Here is a 21,697-nt window from a genome sequence, read left to right on the forward strand (position 1 = left end):
TCACGGCCCTCCGAAGCAGATCAAGCGGTCAGCGGACTGGGCGGCGTCATGCAACTGCCCAAGCCCGGACAATGCCCAAGGCGCGTCCAGGTTCACTGCGCTGCGCTGATAACGGGTGGCCTCTTCGGCATTCAGCACGCCACGGCGCAGGGCCGCGGCGATGCACACCACGCCATCGAGTTGATGCTCGCTGACAAACTCGCGCCACTGACGGGCGATATCCTGCTCATCCTGCGGCGCAACAATGTTAGTGGACGCGCTGTAGACGCCATCCTGATAAAAAAACAGCCGCACAATCTCATGTCCACCCGCCAGCGCCGCCTGGGCGAACAGCAAGGCACGGCGCGAGGAGGGCGCATGGGCGGCGGAAAAAAGCGCAATCGCGAACTTCATGGAACACTCTGAAGGCAAAACCTGTGGCAATGATAAAGCCGCAGGCAACAAAAAGCCCGCCGAAGCGGGCTTTTTGCATGCGGCTGCGATCAGTCGTCGCGGCCCATGATGCCGAAGATCTGCAACAGGCTGATAAACAGGTTGTAGATCGATACATACAGGCTGATGGTGGCCATGATGTAGTTACGCTCGCCACCCTGGATGATTGCGCTGGTCTGGAACAGGATGCAGGCCGAGGAGAACAGCACGAAACCTGCGCTGATCGCCAGTTGCAGGCCGCTGATCTGGAAGAACATGCCTGCCAGTACCGCAGCCAGCAACACGAAGAAACCGGCGGTGATGAAACCACCCAGGAAGCTCATGTCCTTGCGGGAGATCAGCACGTAGGCCGACAGGCCGCCAAATACCAGGGCAGTCATGGCAAATGCCGAGCTGACCACTTCCGCGCCGCCGGCCATGCCGAGGTAGCGGTTAAGGATCGGGCCGAGGATAAAGCCCATGAAACCGGTCAGGGCAAACGCCGACACCAGGCCCCAGGCCGAGTCGCGCAGCTTGTTGGTCAGGAAGAACAGACCGTAGAAGCCGATCAGCACGACGAAGATATTCGGGTAGCCGACGCGCATTTGCTGGGCTACGAAGGCCATCACGCCGCTGAACGCGAGGGTGAGAGCGAGCAAGCCGTACGTATTGCGCAGGACGCGGCTAACTTCTAGCTGCTCAGCCTGCGCGTTTCCATTCACTGCGTAATTTTGTTCGCGCATGGCGACACTCCTTCAGTTTTGAAACATTCAGTCGCAAGGATCATAACAGACGCTCTGTAACAAGCTATGGCGAGAGTTTGACAGTGTGTTTCATTCGGGTATTATGGCGCCCGCTGAGGCAGGATGAGCTACGCTAATCCTGTGTTGCACAAGGGAAATTGGCAGAGTGGTTGAATGCACCGGTCTTGAAAACCGGCGGACGTTAATAGCGTCTCCAGGGTTCTTATCTAAGGCTATCTCCAGTTGCACCTTGCAGTACCGCTTCATCGCGTCATCGGAATACACGGGAAATTGGCAGAGTGGTTGAATGCACCGGTCTTGAAAACCGGCGAACGTTAATAGCGTTCCCAGGGTTCGAATCCCTGGTTTCCCGCCGCGAACTCAACAAAATCAAGGGCTTAGGTTAATTCTAGGCCCTTTTTTTATGGCTTTTTGCACCGATCTCTCGTAAGGAGCTTCTCTCCCTTGCGACACCATCATAAAGGCGCAACAACCTAGATGCGCCTTATGACGCGTGATCCGTTCTCAGAGAGAACGATCCTGGCAATTGCAGCTTTCCGACGTCTCTCTGATATCCGCTCCCCTACATTCCTTGCGCACAGCGGTGACGGGTGGCGCTTACGATGTGCGCGCGCGTCCTCATCCTAAGCCTTAGGAAATCATAAAAACTGCTCAGTCAGCGGATGTCTGAGATCTCTCATCGGGCATTCGCAAGCTAATCGTTTATAGGTGGATGCCAACGTTTTGCGAACGTGATACCTCACCTGGCCGGGAAGTTCTGTGCTGCGAACCCTCCGAGCTCACCCTTGGCCATCATGATCGAAAGCTAGCTTGCTTACTCAATGTTGAACGATTCAGCTAGCCCCATAGCTTCCCATCTTCTTCAGCGTCTCGGCGTTCTGGTCGTCTCCACGCCTTGCTCCGCGCTCAACTGTAAAGCTCTTGCGCCTGGGGGGAATGCTCTTAAGGTCGTAAGTGTTAGGTGAGGGTGGTGATTGTCCAACGGTCTCAAGTCTTTCGAAGCCTTTCAGCAGTGGGGGAGCAACGCGGGGACGCGATCATTCAGCAAGTTGTATCTTTAATTGGCGCTGTCACAGCGTGATAGCTCCTTGGCCGCCATTCTGGGGCAATTGCTTTGGGGTACAGCGGCGGAGGTCGATATCGAATGTAAGGTACCAATGCGGCCGATCTAGAATCGGTATGCTACGAGCATACTCTAAGATGCAATAAAGTTTGTTGCACCTTGTTGATCAGCTGTTTTTAGTGTGGCAGGATGCGTGCCACTTTAGCGTCAGTAATCGCTGAAACTGCACAGAAGGATTGCAACTCTGAACAGAGTATATTTGCATCAGGAAGTTAGCGGATTTTATTGACTGCGCGCTAGGCCGATAAAATTACGATGCTAGTTGGAAAGTTTAAGATCTTTCAGCCCTGACTCCGCAGTTGATACGTTAATGATCCGCCCTTTCTCGAGGGGTGTGACGCACTATATGGTCGGCATCCTGTGTGAAAAATACGCTGTCGAATGCCAGTGCCTGATCTAAAGCTTAGAAGAAGACGAAATTAAACAGGATGGTATAGTGAATTCGAAATCAACTGAAAGACTTCAGGTGCGTGTTGATGTTTCAAACAAGGATATGATCCTTTGAATGCGGTCGTCTCTTTACGTATGAACCATGTCGAGCTGTTTGAGACGACACGCAATGGGACTCTTACGTTCCGAATGATTTGTCCTGATTACACGATGACAGAGTTCTTCGATGAGTGGGCGTATCAACTTGAATCGCCCCTAGTTTCGTAGACACCTCCAAGCCTTAAAATGAGGCCCATTAGGAGGTGCCATGAGCAACCAGCGTTATCCCGAAGAATTCAAAATCCAGGCGGTCAAGCAAGTGACCGAAAAGCAGCTTCCTGTCTCGGAGGTGGCTGCACGATTGGGTGTGTCCGTGCACAGCCTCTATGCCTGGGTTAAGCGCTACACCAAGCCCCAGGAACAGCGCGTTGAAGAGGATGATCAGAGCGCAGAGGTTCGTCGTCTACGTGCCGAGCTGAAACGGGTCACGGAGGAGCGAGACATCTTAAAAAAGGCCGCCGCGTACTTTGCCAAGGAGTGCGGCTGAAGTACGCCTTTATTAAGCAGCAAGCGGATCACTACGCGATTCGACGGCTTTGCCTGACGCTCAAGGTTCATCCCAGCGGCTACTACGCGTGGCTATCAGAACCAAAATCTGCGCGAGCCAAGGACGATCAGCGACTGCTTGGGTTGATCAAACACTCCTGGCTGGAAAGCGGTGGTGTTTATGGCTATCGCAAGATCCATGATGACCTGCGAGAGGTTGGAGAGAGCTGTGGCCGTCACCGGTGGCTAGGTTGATGCGCATTGAAGGTTTACGTTCTCAGACTGGGTATCGACGGAGGCCGGGAAAATATGGCGGTAAACCAGCCGTTGCCTCACCGAACTTACTGAAGCGCCAATTCGATGTCAGAGAACCCAACAAAGTCTGGGTCACAGACATTACCTACATCCGAACATATGAAGGCTGGTTGTATTTGGCCGTGGTGCTCGATCTGTTTTCACGCCAGATCATTGGTTGGTCAATGAAGTCGCAGATGACCAGCGACGTAGCGATTGATGCACTGCTGATGGCGGTTTGGAGACGCAAGCCGAAGCAAGAGGTGATGATCCACTCGGATCAAGGAAGTCAGTACAGCAGCTCAGACTGGCGAAGCTTCTTGAAAGCTAACAACCTGGTAGCCAGCATGAGTCGTCGAGGTAACTGCCACGACAACGCTGTGGCAGAGAGCTTTTTCCAGTTGCTAAAGCGGGAACGGATCAAGCGTAAAATCTACACTACACGCCAGGATGCTCGGGATGATGTGTTCGATTATATCGAGATGTTTTACAACCCAAAACGACGCCACAGTTTCAACAATCAGCTGTCACCGGTAGAGTTTGAAAAGCGTTACGCAGCGAGCCTGGGGAGTGTCTAGAAAACCCGGGGCGATTCAAGTACCCACAGATCTGACTTTGTCGTGCTGTACCTGGGCCAACTCTCGTGCAACTGCGATACGGGATTTTTTGCATTCAATCAACACCGTGAATTCGGCGGCTACAAAACACTGGATTTAGCAAGCATATCGATCCGGTAGGTTGAGGCGTAGCTCTCGATCATCGCGTCTTGGGGCACCAAAACGTTGATTGTGTCACTCGGGTGTGGCTTGACTGCCCAGCGCGGTATCATTGTCGGACGTTCATTTCCAGATAAAGGTTCTTTGCCGGCTGGATATGAGCTTTAGATAGGCTCACCAACGACTCTCGATCTTGCCTTTCCAGTGCGTCGATCATTGCTTCATGTTCTTCAGTCACTCGCGCTAAGAGTTTGGAGCTAGAAATGCTGAAAGAACGTATTGCGTGTGACTTCATCTGAAAAATCTCTATTGCCTCAACTAAATCTGGCACCTCGCAAAAGCTGAAAAGTTTGCGATGGAAAGCTAGATTCTCTCTGAAGACTTTTTCCAACTCGCCTTGATGCACGGCCTGACGGTGTCTTGCTTGAATATCTCTCAACACCTGGATCGATTCAATTGGCACCGGGAAAGGGATTATTTCGAGGGCTTTCGTCTCAAGTAACTCTCGTACCATGTAAAGGTCTTCAATTTCTTTAGCGTTAAAATCCCGGACGATCGCACCTTTGTTCGGTGGACGTAACACCACCCCCATACTCTCCAGCTCCAAGAGTGCCTGCCTTACAGCATTGCGTTTGACGCCAAACCTCAACATCAGCTCACCCTCCACCAACCGCTCACGAGGTTTAAGGCGACCCAAGGCGATATCTTGTTCTAGCTGTCTAGTCAGGGCGATCCAGCCGTCAAGCCCAGGCGTCGGATCTACATCTGTATCACGTTTCGATTCAGTCAATTCCTAGTCCCCACCAATCCGATAAGACCCCGGTACCGCAAAAAATAGCACATTTCTCATCGATTTTGTTGTTGATTAGATTATCGATAATCTTGTTGACATCATTTTTTTCTTGGAGCAGATTGAAGACACAACAAACACAACGGAGGCACTCATGCCTAAGATCGCATCTATCTCTGTAACTGCGGCGCGCGTTCCGCTCGACAACGTTACCTATCTCTCCAGCCGCACGGTTTCTCACCGCGATTACGGGTTGGTCAAAATTTGCTCTACCGATGGTATCGAAGGCATCGGGTTTTGCTACGTAGGCAATCGCGCAGGAGAAATTCTGCCTGTGATAATCGAGCATCTCTTGGCACCGCTACTGATTGGCCGCGATTCGCTCGAAGTTGAAGGGTTGTGGAAAGAGATGTACCAGGAAGCGTTGCTGCAAGGGCGAGCTGGTACCGTCATGCGTGCTATCAGCATCCTTGACACGGCGTTGTGGGATTTGAACGCCCGCACAGCTGGCCTCCCGCTCCATAAATATTTGGGTGCGGTCAATGCTGACAAAGTCCCGGCTTATGCTAGCGGTGGTTACTATGTCGACGGAAAGACGCCTGACGATTTGGCTGCTGAGATGGCTCACTATGTTTCTTTAGGTTTCAAAGCCGTCAAATTGAAGACTGGTCGCGGCACGCCTGCGCAGGAAGAAGACCGTCTGCGGGCAGTACGCGAGCGGGTTGGTTACGACATTGAGGTCATGCTCGATGCGAATAACGCTTGGAGCGACGTGACAGAGGCTTTGCAAACGGTTCGACGCTTTGAAAAATATGCTCCTAGCTTCATTGAAGAACCGTTTTCACCTGACGACATTGATAGCCACGCCAGGCTAGCCAGGGCAACCTCGATTCCAGTGGCGACAGGTGAAATCGAAGCTGGCCGCTGGCGCCATAAGGAGCTCCTGGATAAAGGCGGAGCGGCAATCTTGCAAACGGATGCGCTGGTATGTGGTGGTATTTCCGAGTGGCGTCGCATTGCAGCCATGGCCGCTGGTTATGGCGTGCCTATGTATCCTCACTGGTTCCATGACCTGCACGCACCGCTGGTTGCGGCTACTCCGAATGCTCGTTTCGTGGAGTTCTTCTGGGACAACCAGGTTCTGAACTTCCGAGAGCTGATCGACCGTCAGCTTGATCATGAGAATGGCGACGTAATCCTGCACCAAACTCCAGGCTTAGGTTTTAACTTTGAAGAAAGCGTTGTTGCCAAACGCTCTTTGGTCAAAGGAGCTGAGGGGCCGTGGTTGGTTCTTGAGTAAATTTTACTTTTAGTGCGCTATGTTGGACGCATTGTATTCGCCTTGACGCACAGTTTAGAAAATTCATCCAGTCGGCGCTAGCTCGCCAGGCTGGATGAATTAAGTTTACGCTGTAAAGCCCGAACAAAATAAACATAAATTAGTTTCGGAGTACATATGGAACAGCCTAACGAAAAGTTAATCATGCGCAAGGTTTTCTGGCGCTTGATACCGCTCTTAATGATCCTATACATAATTTCCTACATCGACCGAATTAATGTTGGTTTTGCTGCGCTCACTATGAATCAAGATATAGGACTTTCGTCTTATGCATATGGTTTGGGTGCAGGTATATTTTTTATAGGCTACTGCCTTTTTGAAATCCCCAGTAATTTGTGCGTAATGCGTTTCGGAGCCCGTCGCTGGATCGCCAGGATTCTCATAACCTGGGGCGTACTTTCTTGCGCAATGGCTTTGGTGCAAGGGCCCACCAGTTTCCTAATTCTCAGATTTTTGCTCGGCGTTGCAGAGGCTGGCTTTTTCCCTGGAGTAATTCTTTACCTTACCTTCTGGTTCCCTTCTCATTACCGAGCCCGCATCATCGCAACGTTCAGCTTAGCGATTCCGTTGGCGATTGCGATCGGGGCTCCACTTTCGACCGCGCTGCTCCAGCTTGATGGTCTTCTGGGTATTAAAGGGTGGCAGTGGCTTTTCATTATTGAAGGATTGCCGGCAGTCATTGGCACCTTTTTCGTACTACGACTCCTCACGGATCGCCCTGATCAAGCGACGTGGCTTGCGCCAGAGGAAAAAAACTGGCTCATAAACAAGCTAGCTGAAGAGTCGAAGGCGAACGAGGGACACAGTGTTAGTGCGCTGAGACAGGCTTTTACCAATCCAGCAGTTTTGACGCTGGCCGCTATCTACTTTTGCGCCATCAGCGCGAATCTTGGTCTTTCCTTTTTCCTGCCGCAGATTCTCAAAAGCCAGGGGTACGACACGCTGCACGTGGGCTTGATCACAGCGATACCATACATCGCGGGTTGCGTCGGGATGATTGTAATTGGTCAACTTTCTGATCGTTTTGCCGAGCGCCGTGGCTTTTTGGCCCTCACCATGTTGCTAGCTTCAAGCGGTCTCGCAATGGCTGGATACCTTGGAGCTTCACCTTGGTCGATCGGGGCGTTGAGTATTGCTGCCATTGGTATTTTGGGATGCAAGGGGCCTTTCTGGGCGCTGCCTTCTATGCACATGAGTGGCACAGCCATGGCCGGAGGTATCGCATTTATAAACGCAATCGGAAATCTGGGTGGCTTCGCAGGGCCTTACATCGTGGGCAGCCTCAAAAGTAATTCAGGCGATTACGCTAGCGGTTTGTATGCACTAGCAGCGCTAAGTGCAATCGCAATGATGCTGACCATTATTTTTGTAAGAACTCGAAACTTGCACACCTCTAGTGCTCAGCAGCTTGCCGGCTGAAGCCTGGCGAAGCGTTGGTCGAAGATCATCAAATCTGCAACAGGAGAAGCATATGCTCACTCGCAGACAGGCACTGACAGGCGCTCTCGCGCTCGGAGTATCTAGTGGATTGGCAGGGCAGTTTAGTTTCGGTCAACTCTTGGGTTCATCTTCCCCAACTGTGAAAACGCCAGTTTCCTTTTCGGTGCCGGATGGCGCATGCGATTGTCATGTGCACATCCTTGTACCTGAGCGATTTCCATATTGGTCGGGCCGTAGCTATACGCCGCCAAGCGCAAGTCCCGATGATCTCATGATGTTCGAAAAGTCGATGCACATGGATCGAGTTGTCATCGTCACCCCGAGCGTTCTTGGTTCAGATAACCGCTCCACTATTTACGGAATACAACAGGTTGGTATCGATCGGGCTCGAGGCGTCGCGGTTATCAGTCCTGAGATGTCGGCCGCCGAGCTCAGAGGGCTGGCTGACACAGGAATAGTTGGGGTTCGTATAAATCTTGAAACAGCCGGAGTTTTTGACCCGAAAGCTTCTGCTGAAAAACTTGAGGCCACGGTAAGGCAAATCGCTGGGCTGCCCTTGCACATCCAGATTTACGCTCGACTCTCCGTAATTTCGGCATTGAAAGACGTACTTGCTGCAGTCCCAGTACCCTTGGTTTTTGATCATTTCGCCGGGGTTAGAACTGGCACTGATCAACCTCATGACGATTTCAACGCCGTGCTCGATCTGGTTCGCTCCGGCAAAGCGTATGTAAAAATTTCCGGGGCGTATCGGGCATCGGCTCAAGCACCCAACTACTCAGACCTGGTGCCTTTTGCCCAGTCACTCATTGATGCCAACCCAGACCGAATTCTGTGGGGGAGCGACTGGCCGCATACAAACAGCGAACCAGTAATAGGGCGTAAGCCATTTGATCCCGCCATCCCGTTGCCTGTCGATGACGGGAATGTAGTCAACCAGCTTGTACGCTGGGCTCCTGACGAATCCCTGCGCCGGCGAATTCTTGTCGAAAATCCCAGCCGATTATATGGATTTTAAAGGGCTTTCCTGAAGTCAATATGATTTTCCCAGCGCACAAAAGGGCCCTGGACGGGCCCTTTTTGCATTTCATTCGCGAGGTGCGGTTGAGTTGCCTCATTCGCGATTGGCACAAGCGTTGCTCGAGAGGGCATGGATCTTTTTCAGTGAAAAACAGCAAGATAAGGCTCTCGTCCAGACGCGTTGCCCACCTCGCTTATGGCGGAAGCCAAGCCCGTTACCCCCATTAGCAAATCTCACCGCGGCCATTACAAGGTAAGATCTCCTGAGCACGCCATTCTTTAATAAGCTGACGCCGGTTACGAACGTAGCGCTGGTCGAGTACCTCTAGTTGTGCGATATCTTCCAAGGAAATTATTCGAAATTGATCGTCTGCCTCGCACCAAGCCGCTAGAAAGCGTTTTGAATCAATAAAACCAAGCATGATCGGCCATATATATTGTTTGTCTGAGGGTGCATGGGCTATCGACAAAGTAATCAGGAGTTTACGTTGTTCACGTAGTGCCAACCGGACTTCACTTAGATCGATTGAAACGGAGGGGGGGGAGAGGGCGCCTACGTAGAATGTCTCATCTTCGAAGGTGTTACGCATATCCAAAGGCAAAACGGCGTTAATTTTTGCCAGCGCGTTCTTCACAGCGAAGGCAAATTTATCGTCTGTCTGACGACTGACCCACTGGGCTCCCACTACGAGTGCCTGTATTTCTTCTTCTGTGAATGACAGTGGGGGGTAAAAGAAAGCCCGGCTTCAAAATATAACCGAGCCCTGGTTCACCTTCGATGTCCGCACCCATCCCCTGTAGCGTCAAAACGTCGCGACGTATGGTGCGAAGTGACACCCCAAGCTCCTGAGCAAGTGTTCGGCCCGATACCGTTCTGCGATGTCGGCGGAGCACTTGCATCAGCTCAAACAATCGGTCACTTCTGGCCATGCCTATTCCATCTCAATAACGGCCTTACCGCCGAGTTTTTGGCCTTCTTCGAGCTCCCCGATCACTTGAATTGCATCGATTAGGGAAACGGTTTTTACTACCGGGATCCTGAAGATCCTTTCACTGGCAGCTTTTGCAAGCTTATCCAGAATGTCAGCGCGCGGCGACCCGATAATTGGTTTAAGTCTGCGATCAAAAATAGCCCGAATAAACTTGCCGAGATCTGGATTCAGATCTAGAAATACGCCTCCCGCTCGCAACATTGCAATGCCTGTCGAGACCGGTAGCGTCGCTGCAGTGTCGTAGACCACATCGAATCGGGTGGTGATACTTGATACTGAATCGCCCCGGTCTTCCTAGATATGTCAAAGTCTAAAAAAGGCGCGAGCCGAGGAAAAGTTCAATAAATCCGCTTATGGTCGATTTCTGCCGGCGGCGACAGGTAGAAAACGAGCCATAGCTGACATGGATCCAGCCATGAGCCCCTGAAGAGGGAAGCGGCCAGTAGCGTCAGTTGCCTGCAGCCCATTCGAACTCAAAAGCTCGGCACTACAAGGGGTCAGCCGTAACAACTCGTACATCACATTTATTTTCAGGTGCATTGAAGCTCGCATCGACTTGATAGAAATAACCAGGGGCGAGTTCCAGTTCCAAATGGCTCGAAGCTTGTCGAACGGTTTCCCGTGTAACGTCACGGCAAGTAAAGGTCAGGGTCTGACGGCCTGAGGGTAGTACGGCTTCTAACACACCATTAGGTCTCACTCCCGAAACTGATCCCGGTACATGGTCCAAACGAATTTCGGGCCCGAAAGCCTTGCCACGTACCGTCGCGTGTTGTTGGAGGCGCAACCCGCATGCCTGATCATCAAAGGGTTCAAGCCTATACAAACGACCGGCCTTTACCTTTATGGGAAGTGTTCCGGCCAGGCCTGTTTTAGCGTCCAGACAATTGAGCCCCAAGACGTGTTCACCCGCAGCAAGCTCGAAATTCAAATAGGCTTTTTCTGCAACGCCATCGACACTGACAACGTGCACCGGACTCTTCATCTCAAGCGTCCTGACCCTGGCCTTGCCAGGCGCCGTTTCCGGCAAAGGCCAAGCGAAATCGCCACCATTGTGGGGTTTGCAGTCACAAGGTACCGCTTGATCGTTCCAATAACAGCGGTTCTTGTCCTCCCCACAGACTTTGCAAACGCCACAGGAAGCGAGTTTAAATGATGCTGCGTCGGCACCGGCAATACGGTAGCCGCTCAGATAGACATTGCTGCGGTCCTTGGCAAACCAGTCATTAATAACCTTGAGCGAGCCTGATTTCGCCCGTTCCGTGCGCTTCCAGCCATTGTTCAGGGCGGAATAGACGGCGTTTTTATCGACATACCAATCATCGCCAACGCGCTGGAAAGACTCAAAATCACACTCATCGCATCGATCAGAAGCGCGATAAATCGACTTCGCGTCACGACCCGTCATAGCGTCGATAACACTGAACGATAACGGGTCTGCACCCTCGACCACCTCCTCACCGAAGAAGACGTGGCGTGCGTCTTTCGCAAATAAACCGCCAATGGGGCGAAAGGTGGTCACATCGGCTTCCGATACAAAATTTGGGCCCCGACGTGTATTAAAAACGACGTGATCCCCACTCACTTCATAGCGACTGGTTGGCCCGCAACCGGCAATAATGGCCGAGAAGCAAACAATCAAGAGTAATACCCTCATTGCGTGCTCCAGCGCTGAGGCGTCAACCATGACCTAAAAAAAAATACCGAATGGTCGTTAACACTCCCTGTCGCCCTCACTGACCAAACCCCGTTTATTTCAGTTATGCCAAATATATGGCTGAAGTGTCCAATATGGAAGTGAGGCCCTAATCACTTGACAGGCTTTCGAAGGGGCATCGTTGACGTTAATGAATCTTCACCCATTTATCGCCTGTCCGCTTCTGGCCGATTTCTGCCCTTCGTGAACGGCAGCTTTGGACCGGTCAGGCTCGGCCAGCGGACTGGTCAAATCCGATGCAAACGACTGGTCAAGTCGAATGCAAATGGGTGGTCAAGTCCATGCAATTACTCACAGGTCGAGAAGGGCGTTTTGACAGTCGTTGGCGACAAGCGCGAAACCGAGAAAGCAGTCACTTATCTGCACCAGGGCATCGCGCAACGAGCATTTCGGCTGTCGTTCCGGCTGGCAGATCATATCGAGGTGCGCGGTGCTTCGATGAACAACGGGCTGTTAAGCATCGACTTGCTGCGCGTGGTTCCTGAAGAGGCCAAGCCCAAGCGCATCACGATTGGTAGCGGGAAAGAGCCCGAACTGCGTCAGGTTAGTTTGCAATAAGTCAGCGGTAACAAAAAAGGCGCTCTTGATAGCGCCTTTTTTTGTGTGTGGAATCAAAACGCCTACCGATCAATACCTGGCTACGCAGAGTACCCGGTAGATCCATCAACCGGGCACTCCCGCCTGTTTAGAAGATATTCAACGGGTACTCGGTAATCAGGCGTGTCTGTACCAGATGCCCCCCGGTGGAAGCATCGCCATCGTGCCAGGCTTCCCGCAGGCGGAAGGACAGCTTCTTGGCCGGGCCACTCTGCACGACGTATTTCACTTCGGCGTCGGTTTCGTGTTCCTGGTCGTTGGCGCCATAGAACCCGGTGTAGGCCGAATTGCCGGGGGTATGCGTACCGTCGATGCCAGCACCGCGAATATGGCGGGCCATGAAGCTCAGGCCGGGGGCGCCAAAGGCTCCCATGTCCAGGTCATAGCGCATCTGCCAGGACCGCTCGCCCGGGCCGTTGAAGTCGGAGTATTGCACCGAGTCAGCCAGGTTGATCGAGTTGCCGTAGCGCCCGGCACCGACGCCGGCATTGGTCTCCCCAAAGCCGACGTAGTCGAACGGCTCGTCACCATGCACTTTCTGCCCGGCCAGGGTGAAGGTCTGTGCACCCAGGGTGTAGGCAGCCGCCAGCGAGGCTGCGGTGGTGTCGATGGTCCCGGCCTTGGCGCTGCCGTCGTCCAGTGTGCGATAGAGGTTGAAGTCCAGCGCGACGGATTGGTCATCGGTCAGTGGATGAACAAGGTTCAGGTTGACGTAGTACTGATTCCACACGTCTTCCAGGTGTGCTCCGTACAGCGACGCGGTGAATTCCTTGCTGAACTGGTATTTGCCCCCCGCGAAGCTGGCCGACGACGCTTCCACGCCTGCATAGCTGGCGAGAATGTCGCCGCTGCGCGAGGTGGTGGTGGTACCGGTGCCGGAGGTGTAATGGCCGGCCTCCAGGTTCAGGCCGGTGATTTCATGGCTGTCGATCTGGAAGCCTGTTGCGGTCTGTGGCATCAGGTAGTTATCGGCGGTGGCGAACACCGGCGACGTAGGCTGCAGGTCGCCGACCTTGAGCGTGGTATTGGAAATACGGAACTTGACGTCACCACCGGCCTTCGCGAAGCCATGATCCGGATTGCCATTGGCGTCGGACGGTATGTTCGGGCCACCGGCGCGGTCGGTGTCCCCGTCGATGCGCAACGCCAGGTCGGCAAACGCATCAATGCCGATGCCAATGGTGCCTTGAGTGAAGCCCGAGCTGTAGGTCGCCATCAGCGCCTGGCTCCAGTCACGGGTGTGGGCGCCGTTGCCGTTCTGGTTCCAGAACAGGTTGCGGTTGAGGATATTCAAGCTGCTGTCGGCGACAAAGCCCTTGGAGTCGGACTGATCGCTGGCATAGCTCATGGCCGGCAAGGCAAATGCCAGCGCCACGGCCAAGGTATTGAGCTGAAGTAACGGTTGACGTTTTTTCATTATATTTTGCTCCTGTGCACGAGTTCGTGTGGGAGCATTAAGGCGACAGCCCAGGCCATCAACAAATGAAACTGGATGAAGGTTTTGATATCCCTTTTACCAAATTCCAGGCAAAGAAAAGCCCGCGATGGGGAGTGCGGGCTTAAAGGTGTTCACTTAGGAGCTGGAGTGACGATAAGCGCTCGAGTGTGAAAGGGATGTGAAAGGTTGTTGGGTGCGTAGCGTATTTATCACGAGTGATCCTCTCCTCGCACAATCCTTCCGGCCTTCACCTCATCCGCGTACCCGCTGAGCTTTTCCTGCTGAGCCGCGAGCAGTGCACCCATCTTCATCAGGGCGACTGCTTCGTCGGGTGATTTGGCGACCCCGGCGATAGTGGCCAATTGATTGACCGACCAGGCGATAACGGCCGTCGCATCTTCGAGGTCGTAGAACAGTTCCTGCTGTGCGGTCCTTGGGCCGTCGAGCCTTTCCATCAGTTCTGCCATTTACCCGTGCTCTCCAAAAAAGTGGTTCAGTGCGATCAGCTCAAGCACCGTTGCGCCAATCCTCCTGTAAGCCGGCGGACACGGCAATCGCGATTTTCCCTTGAATGCCGTTGTTGGGGCTTTCCAGGCGGGAATGGGCGAGCGGGATGTCGGCAAGGGAATAGACCGCGCCAACGTGTGGCCGCAGTTGACCGTTGGCGATCAGTGCGCTCATTTCATCCAGCTTGCCGCGGTTCTGTCGTGTGAAGACGAAGTGATAACTCGCGTTCCTGCCCCAGGCCTGGACGAGGTTCTGGGGGTGCGCCGTGTCCACAATCGTGACCACGCGACCCAGTTGCGCAAGCGCGTCCGGGCTACGGGACAATGTGGTGCCGCCGATGGTATCGAACACCACATCAACGCCACGGCCACCCGTTTCCCGCAGGATGGCGTCGACGTAATCTTCCTTTTCGTAGTCGATGATTACGTCCGCACCCAGGCTTCGCGCGAACTCGACATTGACGTCGCGTACGGTGGTGAACACCTGGGCGCCAATGGCTTTCGCCAGTTGGATCGCCACATGGCCGACGCCGCCCGCGCCGCCGTGCACCAGGATGCTTTCTCCCACCCTGAGGGCTGCACGCACCACCAGCGCTTCCCAGGCGGTGCCGCCGACCAGGCTCAGGCTTGCCGCTTCAAGGTGACTCAGGGCAGGGGGCTTCTTCCCGATAATGCCTTCGGCCGCCACGTGGTATTCGGCATAGCTGCCGGGTCCGTCAAATATTTGCGGGGTGTACCAGACTTCGTCGCCTGGCGCGAAGGACGTAACCCCCGGCCCGACTTCCTCAACGACCCCCGATACGTCATGCCCGGTAATCGCCGGTAGCGGCACCAGGTCAGCGTAGTCGCCACGTCGGACCTGGTAATCCAGCGGGTTGATGGAGGTTGCGTGTACGCGGACCAGGACTTGCCCCGTGTGCGGAACGGGCTTGGGAACGTCGCGAAGTTCAAATGATTCCGGGCCGCCAAATGACTTGAGTATCAACGCCTTCATTGCATTTCCTCGTTTCGACAAAAAGGGATATCGCGAAATCTCGATATTATGTGATAAAAAAACTACAAATCTTTCCCTATGATCTCGGCAAGCCTGCGGATGGTGGCTTCATTGCGCTTGTAGTAAGTCCACTGGCCGATGCGCCTGACTTCGACCAGGCCCACCCGTTGCAGCGTTGCCAGGTAACCAGACACCGTCGACTGCGAGAGCCCGATGCCTTCCTGAATACTGCTGACGCACACGCCCACCGTGTGAACGTCCCCTTCATCTTGTGCAGGGAAGTTCTTCTCGGGGTCCTTCAAACCTTTCAGGATTTCGAGGCGTGTCTGGTTTGAGAGGGCTTTGAATATTTCGAGTAAGTCCATGGCGCGATCATATCGATAATTATCGATATGTCAATGTATGTCAGACATAACGGGTAGTCAGTTTCAGGCCTCACCGGAGGCGGCGACCAAGGACCTGTCGCGCTGCGGGCCTCTGAGCTATAACAGTGTAAAAGCACAAAAAACAAACGTGTTTCCGGGCTGTTTTCAGGAGAGAACTCATAAGTGCCATGGACGCGGGGCAGGTGGTGCCTGGCTACGTAACCTTCGTCGGGCGTGAGGCATCGTGGGCCGGACGCCAGTTCATGAGCTTCAGCTATAGCGTCAATGGGCAGCACTTTCACAAGTCTCTCAACGAGACGGTTGACGCTTGGTCAACGACGGCGCTTCGTAAAGCCTCGTATGGCTTGCGAGTGGGAGACCCGGTGTCTGTCTGGTGTTCTCTCACCGACCCGGAGGTGTGTTGCATTGGCGAAAAACCAGCAGAGAAACCCGCGATCCTGCGGTGGATAGAGTCTCTCGGAGCGTTAGGGCCGTTATGAAATTGATCCCCACCGTTCGTCCATCGGCCGGCACTCGCGACGCCGCATCGTTTCTCATGTTCAAGCACGGACATCCCGCGCTAGAACGGAGAGCCAGCATGGAAATTGACGAGAAGGCCCCTGGAAACGTATCCCAGCAGGGCGTAACGCGCGGTACAGACAATGAAACCGGGCATGATCCTCGGCGCGATCAACCTGAAGCGCCTCTACCGCCGGACGATGACGCCCCTCTGGAAGAGGATATGTCGGATGTGGATGCGGCTGATTCTGTCGCGAGTGAACACCCCGACAACTGAAGCATCCGAATCAGCCCGACGCACACTGCTTCGGGCTTTTCGGTGTCAAGCGACGATTACGGCATCAGCACCGAATCAACCACATGAATCACGCCATTGGACTGCATCACATCCGCAATGCTGATGCTGGCCTTGCCACCCTTGGCATCCACCACCCACAATTTGCCGTCATGCAGCTTGATCGTCAGCGATTCACCCTGCACGGTTTTCAACATCACGGTACCGCCGTTCTTCTTGGCGTCGGCCATCAGTTGTGCAGAGGTATGAGTGCCAGCCACCACGTGATAGGTCAGGATTTTTGTGAGATCGGCTTTGTGCTCAGGTTTCACAAGCGTATCCACGGTGCCTGCGGGGAGCTTGGCGAAAGCTTCGTTGGTCGGTGCGAATACGGTGAACGGGCCTTTGCTGTTAAGGGTATCCACCAGTCCGGCTGCCTTGACCGCCGCCACCAGAGTGGTGTGGTCCTTTGAGTTGACTGCGTTTTCGACGATGGTTTTCGTCGGATACATCGCCGCGCCGCCCACCATTACGGTGTCGGCGGCAAAACTTAGGGATGTGGTGACGGAGAGGATCGTAAAGCAGGCAACGGCAGCAATTTTTTTGTAGATGGCGTGCATGATGTATCTCCTTGGTGCTTGTGCCCTCCGGGTGAGGGTATTGAATCTACGTACCAAGGATCAAAGTGGATGCACCTCTGGAAAAATTATTGGTTTGCCGCCCTCACTGCACTTTTTCCCGTTCTTCCGATCTATCTCTGTCCCGACCACACTAATTTCCGGCGTGGACAGCAGACCCAGACCTGGTGCCGATGGATCGCACGTTACCTGTTTTTATCACCCGATGGATGCGTCAGCCGCTGTGGCTGGCTGCGGTTTTGATGCTTTGCGCCAACGGTTGCAGCCAGCAGCAGGGGCGCGATATTGCCACGCAGTTCAGCAACGGCAAGCCCGATGAATTCTTCCAGACCAGCGTTGATCGCATGGCCACCCTGAGCATGCGCGACAACCTGCAAAGCCTGTATCTGCTGATGAGCAAGCTCTACCTGCGCAACCCCAACCAGTGGCGTCAATCGGGTTACACCGACGCGGTGACCGCCGCCCGGCAAATCCGCCAGGCCATCGAACTTCGCCAACCACTGCCCGCCCTGGGCGATCGTCGCGACCTGGCGGCGCTGAGCTATTCCCTGAGCCCGGAGTTTCGCGGCGACCGGGTAGGCGCCTTCATCTACGCGATCGGCAGCATGCTGGTGACGGCACACGGCGGGCGCACCGAGTTTTATATAACGGACTCGATCAACCCGCAGTTCGTCAGCAATGCCGCACGCAATATCGAGAAGGCCACCTGGCTGCTCAGTCAGCGCCAGGATGCCAATGGCTCGCTGTTGCTGTTCTCCAACGAGATCTCGGAGGCGGGCAGCAACCTCAGCTTTGCCGTGGAGTTCGGCAAGATCGTCGCGCGCCTCGACCTGTTGACCCAGATGCTCGACGAACGCTACCGGCGCATCGGGCTCAACTACGCGCAAAGCTTGCTGCTGATGAATTTCCTGCCGGTGCAGTGACGATGCGGGCCTCCCTCACACCTCGGTTTGCGCTTTGCCGCGGGCAACGGTTTTCTTCGGCGCGCGCATCAGCAGTGGGCCGAACGTCGCGAGCAAACCGAGCATCACCAGCGGGAAGAACATCAGCTTGCTCAGGCCGAAGTTGCTGACGATGACGGTGATGACGGCGGGGCCCACCAGCATCCCGGAAAATCCGATGCAGTTGACGATGCCGATATTGCGCCCGGCATGTGCCGGGTCCCGGCGCCCGGCGGCGGAGATCATCAACGGTGCGATGCACGAAAGGCCGAGGCCAAACAGCGCGAAGCCGACAACGCCGGTCACGGCCGTACCGCCCAATATCGTGGTGATCATGCCGAGGACGCACAACGTACCGCATCCAAACACCACCTGCGCATTACCGAACGCAGCGGCCAGGCGGTCGCCAAAAAGACGCCCCACGAATGACGCACCGACGAACAGTGAGACCGCCATGCCTGCGGTCGAGGTGGTGGTCGCGAACTCCCGGCGAATGTATTCCTGGCCCCAGTCGGCAATTGCGTTTTCGCCCATCATGCTGCCCAGCAGCAAGGTGCCGAGAGCGATCATCACCAGCAGCGTCTTGGCCGAAGGGCCCTTGCCGGTTTCGTCCCGGGACTGGGTGCCGGCTTGCCAGTCGTCGAGCTGGGCGTCGGGCACATCATGCTTGCCCAGCAACCATCGGCTGAACACACAGCCCAGAATAAACATCGCCAGGCCCAGTACGGTGTAAGGCACCAGCACGCTGTCGGTGTAGAACCGGGTCAGCCAACTGCATGCCATGCCCAGCAGGAAGCCGCCCAGGGAATAGAAGGCATGGAAGCCGGACATGATCGAGCGTCGATAAAACCGTTCAACCTGCACGCCGTGGGCATTCAAGGCGGTATCCAGGGCGCCGCGCAACAGCCCCAGCACAGAGCCGAAACACAGCGCAAACCAGAAACCGTTGACGAAGCCCAGCGGGATAATCGAAAGGGGATAGGCGAGGGCGCCAAGGGTAATTACCGGCTTGGCGCCGAAGGTGTCCAGCAGCCGCCCGACCAGCAGCGCACCGGCTGCGGAGCCGACCCCGACCCCGAGGGCAATCAGGCCGAAACTCGAGTCCCCGAGTTCTCCCGTCAGGCCAAGCTGGGTCCTGAACACGCTTACACCGGTGGACCAGATGTACATCATGGCGCCGATCATCATGAAGCCGAGAAAGGTGGCGATACGTGCCTTGCGAATACGCGGGGGGATCGGGGTTTTCTGGAAAGTGCTTATCACGCTGCATGGTCCCTTTTGTTTTTGTGGGGTGGTTATGCAATTTTGGGTTATACGAATAACCTTGCGGAAGTAAAACCTGCACCCTGTGGGCTGTCAATGCTTTATCAATCCAGAATATGTAACAGTAACAAGGCAGTGGCTGGCGCTTGAGTTTTAAGTTATACGTATAACTCCAACTGTTCAGGTATTGGGGTTTCCGTGTCGTCTCAAGAGTTGTTATTGCCGTGCTCCACGCCGCATATGTCGGCCTACCGCTTGACGTTTCTGCTGTCCGGCCTGTGCATGGGCGCCTGGGCGCCGCTGGTTCCCTATGCGCGCAGCCGGGCCGGGGTGGACGACGGCGCATTGGGCATCCTGTTGCTGTGCCTGGGCCTCGGCTCACTGGTGATGATGCCGCTGGCGGGCATCCTGAACGCCCGCAAAGGTTGCCGCTTTACCATGCACATCGGCATCGCCCTGGTGTTTCTGACGCTGCCTCTGCTGGCGACCACACATTCATTCTTGGGCTTGATGTTTGCCCTGACCGTGTTCGGTGCAGGGTGCGGCGCAGTGGATGTGACGATGAACGTACAGGGCGTGATGGTTGAGCGTGCGACCGGGCGGTCCTTGATGTCGGGTTTTCATGGCTTGTTCAGCCTGGGCACGATTGTCAGTGCGGCGGGGATCACCGCGCTGCTCTGGCTGGGCGCCACGCCGTTGCTGGCCAGCAGCGCGGTGATGGCGGCACTGGCTGCGTTTGTCCTGAGTTACGGGCGCCAGATGCTCGGGCGCAGCGGCGAAGAGGGCAGCCCGATCTTTGTGCGGCCCACGCGTAAAGTCCTGGTGCTGGGGGTGCTGTGCCTGTTCGCGTTTCTGGCCGAAGGTGCGATTCTCGACTGGAGCGCGGTGTTCCTGACCCAGGTGCGTGATGTCGAGCCTTCCATTGCAGGCCTGGGCTACGCCTGCTTCGCCGTGATGATGGCGTTGGGGCGCTTGAGTGGCGACCGGATTCTGCTCAGGCTCGGCGCCCGGCTGGTACTGGTGGGCGGTGGCCTGATTGTAATCCTGGGCTTTCTCACGGTGGTGCTCGCGACGAACTGGCAGGTGAACCTGGTGGGGTTTGCGGTCATCGGCATCGGTTTGGCCAATATCGCGCCGGTGTACCTGTCGCTGGCGGGCGCGCAAAAGACCATGCCGGGGGAACTGGCGATTGCCGCTGCCACCAGCCTCGGTTATCTGGGTATCCTGATGGGCCCGGCGGTGATCGGCTTGTTCGCCCACGCGACGGATCTATCCTGGGCGCTGCTGGCGGTTGCCTCGCTGATGGTCGCAATCATGTTCAGTGCCACACGACTGGTTCCGAAGGTTTCCCCTCAACGGGTACACTGAGCGCCTGTTTTTTCATGACCTCGCATGAGGTTTCAAAAGGATTGGGAAGCAAGCGATGGCCGTTTCAATGAAAGACGTAGCACTGGCGGCAGGGGTGTCCCAGCCTGCGGTGTCTTACGCCTACAACCGACCTTCCAAACTGTCCCCGGCCCAGCGCGAGCATATCCTCGAGGTGGCCGCTTCATTGGGCTACCCGGGCCCCAATGTGCTGGGCCGCAGCCTGCGCTCGGGCAAGATCGGCGCCATCGGGTTGATGATGATGGACAAGTTGTCCCTGGCCTTTGCCGACCCGTGCACCATCGCCATGCTGCGCGGCATCAGTGAAGTGGGCGAGTTGGAAAATGTCGCACTGACACTGTTTCCGCTCAACAACAACCGCCTGGTGGGCCGGGGCCCGGCGGCGAGCCACGGCAGCCTGGCCCTGCGCGGGCTGGTGGATGGCCTGATTATCTCGACCCTGCCCGATGATCACCCGGCGGTGCTGGCGGTGGTGAAGCACAGTATTCCGTTCGTGGTGATCGACTCGCCGCTGGTCGAGAATTCGTTTTTTGTCGGCATCGACGATCGCGGTGCGGCTCGCACGCAAATGCAGCATCTGCTGGACCTGGGCCACCGCAAGATCGGCGTCATCATTGACCGCCTCAACCCGGATGGTTACCGCGGCCCGATTGACCTGCAACGCTTCAAAAGTGCCAGTGAGCGGATTGTCCGCGAACGCCTCACCGGTTACGTGGAGGCGGCCACCGCCGCGGGCCTGGCGTTTGAAGACCTGAGCGTGATCGAGGCCGGTGGGCTGGATTCCACGTCCGGCCAGGCCGCAGCGTTCACATTGCTGACCTCCAACGACGTCACGGCAGTGGTGGCGTGCTCGGATGTGATGGCGATTGCCTGCATGAAAACCGCCCACGCCCTCAGTCGCCAAGTCCCGCAGACGCTTTCGGTGATCGGCTTCGACGATATTCCCGAGGCGGTGCAACTCGGTTTGACCACCATTGCCCAACCCATGGTGGAGAAGGGCGTGTACGCCGCACGCATGCTGACCGAGCAATTGAATGCTCCGGCTGATGCGCCGCTGGCGCCCGAGCAAAAGATTTTCGCCACCAAGCTGGTGGTGCGTACCTCGACCCGCAGTATCCAGCAGGCAGACGCCTGATCCCGTTGGTAAGGGATCGCTGTAGGAGCTGGCTTGCCTGCGATGGCATCGACTCAATAC

18 protein-coding genes, 1 tRNA gene and 3 pseudogenes are annotated in these 21,697 nt (G+C 55.4%); 10 read left to right on the plus strand and 12 right to left on the minus strand.

Annotation, left to right across the window (positions count from 1 at the left end):
- The gene (tusD, locus tag HX814_RS23975; RefSeq protein WP_003219632.1) at nucleotides 1-393 is read right to left on the minus strand and encodes a sulfurtransferase complex subunit TusD; all 393 of its coding nucleotides are present in this window, start codon (nucleotides 391-393) and stop codon (nucleotides 1-3) included.
- Nucleotides 394-482: 89 nt separating this feature from the next.
- Nucleotides 483-1,154: a Bax inhibitor-1/YccA family protein gene (locus HX814_RS23980; protein WP_003219636.1), complete on the minus strand. Its 672-nt coding sequence runs from the start codon at nucleotides 1,152-1,154 to the stop codon at nucleotides 483-485.
- A 285-nt stretch (nucleotides 1,155-1,439) separates the two neighbouring features.
- On the opposite strand from HX814_RS23980, the gene HX814_RS23985 reads away from it, so the two are divergent.
- Together HX814_RS23985 and HX814_RS23990 are read left to right on the plus strand one after the other, a co-directional pair.
- Nucleotides 1,440-1,527: transfer RNA gene (locus tag HX814_RS23985), tRNA-Ser, on the plus strand.
- 1,468 nt (nucleotides 1,528-2,995) lie between these two features.
- Nucleotides 2,996-4,145 (plus strand): annotated as a pseudogene (locus HX814_RS23990) (IS3 family transposase).
- A 247-nt stretch (nucleotides 4,146-4,392) separates the two neighbouring features.
- Here the strand turns inward: HX814_RS23990 and HX814_RS23995 are convergent.
- Nucleotides 4,393-5,073: a GntR family transcriptional regulator gene (locus HX814_RS23995; RefSeq protein ID WP_177009157.1), complete on the minus strand. Its 681-nt coding sequence runs from the start codon at nucleotides 5,071-5,073 to the stop codon at nucleotides 4,393-4,395.
- A gap of 154 nt (nucleotides 5,074-5,227) precedes the next feature.
- On the opposite strand from HX814_RS23995, the gene HX814_RS24000 reads away from it, so the two are divergent.
- From HX814_RS24000 to HX814_RS24010, 3 genes are all read left to right on the plus strand, one after another.
- On the plus strand, nucleotides 5,228-6,373 hold the full coding sequence (locus HX814_RS24000) for a mandelate racemase/muconate lactonizing enzyme family protein (protein ID WP_177009156.1): 1,146 nt from the start codon (nucleotides 5,228-5,230) through the stop codon (nucleotides 6,371-6,373).
- A gap of 156 nt (nucleotides 6,374-6,529) precedes the next feature.
- Nucleotides 6,530-7,831, plus strand: a complete 1,302-nt coding sequence (locus HX814_RS24005) for an MFS transporter (RefSeq protein ID WP_177009155.1) — start codon at nucleotides 6,530-6,532, stop codon at nucleotides 7,829-7,831.
- Nucleotides 7,832-7,883: 52 nt separating this feature from the next.
- Nucleotides 7,884-8,870, plus strand: a complete 987-nt coding sequence (locus HX814_RS24010) for an amidohydrolase (RefSeq protein WP_177009154.1) — start codon at nucleotides 7,884-7,886, stop codon at nucleotides 8,868-8,870.
- A gap of 226 nt (nucleotides 8,871-9,096) precedes the next feature.
- On the opposite strand, the pseudogene HX814_RS24015 reads toward HX814_RS24010, so the two are convergent.
- The 3 genes and pseudogenes from HX814_RS24015 to HX814_RS24025 form a co-directional block, all read right to left on the minus strand.
- Nucleotides 9,097-9,802: pseudogene (locus HX814_RS24015) on the minus strand (helix-turn-helix transcriptional regulator).
- Between the two features lie 2 nt (nucleotides 9,803-9,804).
- Nucleotides 9,805-10,113, minus strand: a complete 309-nt coding sequence (locus HX814_RS24020) for a hypothetical protein (protein WP_371318535.1) — start codon at nucleotides 10,111-10,113, stop codon at nucleotides 9,805-9,807.
- A gap of 238 nt (nucleotides 10,114-10,351) precedes the next feature.
- Nucleotides 10,352-11,521 (minus strand): DKNYY domain-containing protein, encoded by a 1,170-nt coding sequence (locus HX814_RS24025; protein ID WP_177009153.1) that lies wholly within the window; start codon nucleotides 11,519-11,521, stop codon nucleotides 10,352-10,354.
- Between the two features lie 354 nt (nucleotides 11,522-11,875).
- Here HX814_RS24025 and HX814_RS24030 point away from each other — a divergent pair.
- Nucleotides 11,876-12,139 (plus strand): annotated as a pseudogene (locus HX814_RS24030) (Hsp20 family protein); the annotation flags it as partial.
- A gap of 127 nt (nucleotides 12,140-12,266) precedes the next feature.
- Here the strand turns inward: HX814_RS24030 and HX814_RS24035 are convergent.
- From HX814_RS24035 to HX814_RS24050, 4 genes are all read right to left on the minus strand, one after another.
- Nucleotides 12,267-13,595: an OprD family porin gene (locus HX814_RS24035; protein ID WP_003219643.1), complete on the minus strand. Its 1,329-nt coding sequence runs from the start codon at nucleotides 13,593-13,595 to the stop codon at nucleotides 12,267-12,269.
- 230 nt (nucleotides 13,596-13,825) lie between these two features.
- Nucleotides 13,826-14,083, minus strand: coding sequence for a hypothetical protein (locus HX814_RS24040; protein WP_102604527.1), 258 nt, complete (start codon nucleotides 14,081-14,083; stop codon nucleotides 13,826-13,828).
- A 40-nt stretch (nucleotides 14,084-14,123) separates the two neighbouring features.
- The gene (locus HX814_RS24045) at nucleotides 14,124-15,116 is read right to left on the minus strand and encodes a zinc-dependent alcohol dehydrogenase family protein (RefSeq protein WP_003219647.1); all 993 of its coding nucleotides are present in this window, start codon (nucleotides 15,114-15,116) and stop codon (nucleotides 14,124-14,126) included.
- Nucleotides 15,117-15,178: 62 nt separating this feature from the next.
- Nucleotides 15,179-15,481, minus strand: coding sequence for a helix-turn-helix transcriptional regulator (locus HX814_RS24050; protein ID WP_003219649.1), 303 nt, complete (start codon nucleotides 15,479-15,481; stop codon nucleotides 15,179-15,181).
- A 598-nt stretch (nucleotides 15,482-16,079) separates the two neighbouring features.
- On the opposite strand from HX814_RS24050, the gene HX814_RS24055 reads away from it, so the two are divergent.
- Nucleotides 16,080-16,277 (plus strand): hypothetical protein, encoded by a 198-nt coding sequence (locus HX814_RS24055; RefSeq protein ID WP_177009152.1) that lies wholly within the window; start codon nucleotides 16,080-16,082, stop codon nucleotides 16,275-16,277.
- A 56-nt stretch (nucleotides 16,278-16,333) separates the two neighbouring features.
- Here HX814_RS24055 and HX814_RS24060 read toward each other — a convergent pair whose 3' ends face one another.
- Nucleotides 16,334-16,894 (minus strand): fasciclin domain-containing protein, encoded by a 561-nt coding sequence (locus HX814_RS24060; RefSeq protein WP_003219652.1) that lies wholly within the window; start codon nucleotides 16,892-16,894, stop codon nucleotides 16,334-16,336.
- Between the two features lie 191 nt (nucleotides 16,895-17,085).
- Here HX814_RS24060 and HX814_RS24065 point away from each other — a divergent pair, with 191 nt between their 5' ends.
- Nucleotides 17,086-17,835 carry a hypothetical protein gene (locus HX814_RS24065; protein ID WP_032898777.1) on the plus strand — a complete coding sequence of 250 codons (750 nt, stop codon included), beginning with the start codon at nucleotides 17,086-17,088 and terminating at the stop codon, nucleotides 17,833-17,835.
- A gap of 15 nt (nucleotides 17,836-17,850) precedes the next feature.
- Here the strand turns inward: HX814_RS24065 and HX814_RS24070 are convergent, their stop codons facing one another.
- Nucleotides 17,851-19,113, minus strand: coding sequence for an MFS transporter (locus HX814_RS24070; RefSeq protein ID WP_102604557.1), 1,263 nt, complete (start codon nucleotides 19,111-19,113; stop codon nucleotides 17,851-17,853).
- 243 nt (nucleotides 19,114-19,356) lie between these two features.
- Here HX814_RS24070 and HX814_RS24075 point away from each other — a divergent pair, with 243 nt between their 5' ends.
- Together HX814_RS24075 and HX814_RS24080 are read left to right on the plus strand one after the other, a co-directional pair.
- On the plus strand, nucleotides 19,357-20,484 hold the full coding sequence (locus HX814_RS24075; RefSeq protein WP_177009186.1) for an MFS transporter: 1,128 nt from the start codon (nucleotides 19,357-19,359) through the stop codon (nucleotides 20,482-20,484).
- A 55-nt stretch (nucleotides 20,485-20,539) separates the two neighbouring features.
- Nucleotides 20,540-21,637 carry a LacI family DNA-binding transcriptional regulator gene (locus tag HX814_RS24080; RefSeq protein WP_008431528.1) on the plus strand — a complete coding sequence of 366 codons (1,098 nt, stop codon included), beginning with the start codon at nucleotides 20,540-20,542 and terminating at the stop codon, nucleotides 21,635-21,637.
- The last annotated feature ends 60 nt before the right edge of the window (nucleotides 21,638-21,697 follow it).

The sequence above is a fragment of the Pseudomonas sp. C8002 genome (genome assembly GCF_013385765.1).
Classification (GTDB): domain Bacteria; phylum Pseudomonadota; class Gammaproteobacteria; order Pseudomonadales; family Pseudomonadaceae; genus Aquipseudomonas.

Excerpts from the sequence above, each read along its gene's own strand:
- tusD (WP_003219632.1), bottom strand. The coding sequence starts at position 393 with ATGAAGTTCGCGATTGCGCTTTTTTCCGCCGCCCATGCGCCCTCCTCG.
- HX814_RS23980 (WP_003219636.1), bottom strand. The coding sequence starts at position 1,154 with ATGCGCGAACAAAATTACGCAGTGAATGGAAACGCGCAGGCTGAGCAG.
- HX814_RS24000 (WP_177009156.1), top strand. The coding sequence starts at position 5,228 with ATGCCTAAGATCGCATCTATCTCTGTAACTGCGGCGCGCGTTCCGCTC.
- HX814_RS24005 (WP_177009155.1), top strand. The coding sequence starts at position 6,530 with ATGGAACAGCCTAACGAAAAGTTAATCATGCGCAAGGTTTTCTGGCGC.
- HX814_RS24010 (WP_177009154.1), top strand. The coding sequence starts at position 7,884 with ATGCTCACTCGCAGACAGGCACTGACAGGCGCTCTCGCGCTCGGAGTA.
- HX814_RS24025 (WP_177009153.1), bottom strand. The coding sequence starts at position 11,521 with ATGAGGGTATTACTCTTGATTGTTTGCTTCTCGGCCATTATTGCCGGT.
- HX814_RS24035 (WP_003219643.1), bottom strand. The coding sequence starts at position 13,595 with ATGAAAAAACGTCAACCGTTACTTCAGCTCAATACCTTGGCCGTGGCG.
- HX814_RS24040 (WP_102604527.1), bottom strand. The coding sequence starts at position 14,083 with ATGGCAGAACTGATGGAAAGGCTCGACGGCCCAAGGACCGCACAGCAG.
- HX814_RS24045 (WP_003219647.1), bottom strand. The coding sequence starts at position 15,116 with ATGAAGGCGTTGATACTCAAGTCATTTGGCGGCCCGGAATCATTTGAA.
- HX814_RS24050 (WP_003219649.1), bottom strand. The coding sequence starts at position 15,481 with ATGGACTTACTCGAAATATTCAAAGCCCTCTCAAACCAGACACGCCTC.
- HX814_RS24055 (WP_177009152.1), top strand. The coding sequence starts at position 16,080 with ATGGAAATTGACGAGAAGGCCCCTGGAAACGTATCCCAGCAGGGCGTA.
- HX814_RS24060 (WP_003219652.1), bottom strand. The coding sequence starts at position 16,894 with ATGCACGCCATCTACAAAAAAATTGCTGCCGTTGCCTGCTTTACGATC.
- HX814_RS24065 (WP_032898777.1), top strand. The coding sequence starts at position 17,086 with ATGGATCGCACGTTACCTGTTTTTATCACCCGATGGATGCGTCAGCCG.
- HX814_RS24075 (WP_177009186.1), top strand. The coding sequence starts at position 19,357 with ATGTCGGCCTACCGCTTGACGTTTCTGCTGTCCGGCCTGTGCATGGGC.
- HX814_RS24080 (WP_008431528.1), top strand. The coding sequence starts at position 20,540 with ATGGCCGTTTCAATGAAAGACGTAGCACTGGCGGCAGGGGTGTCCCAG.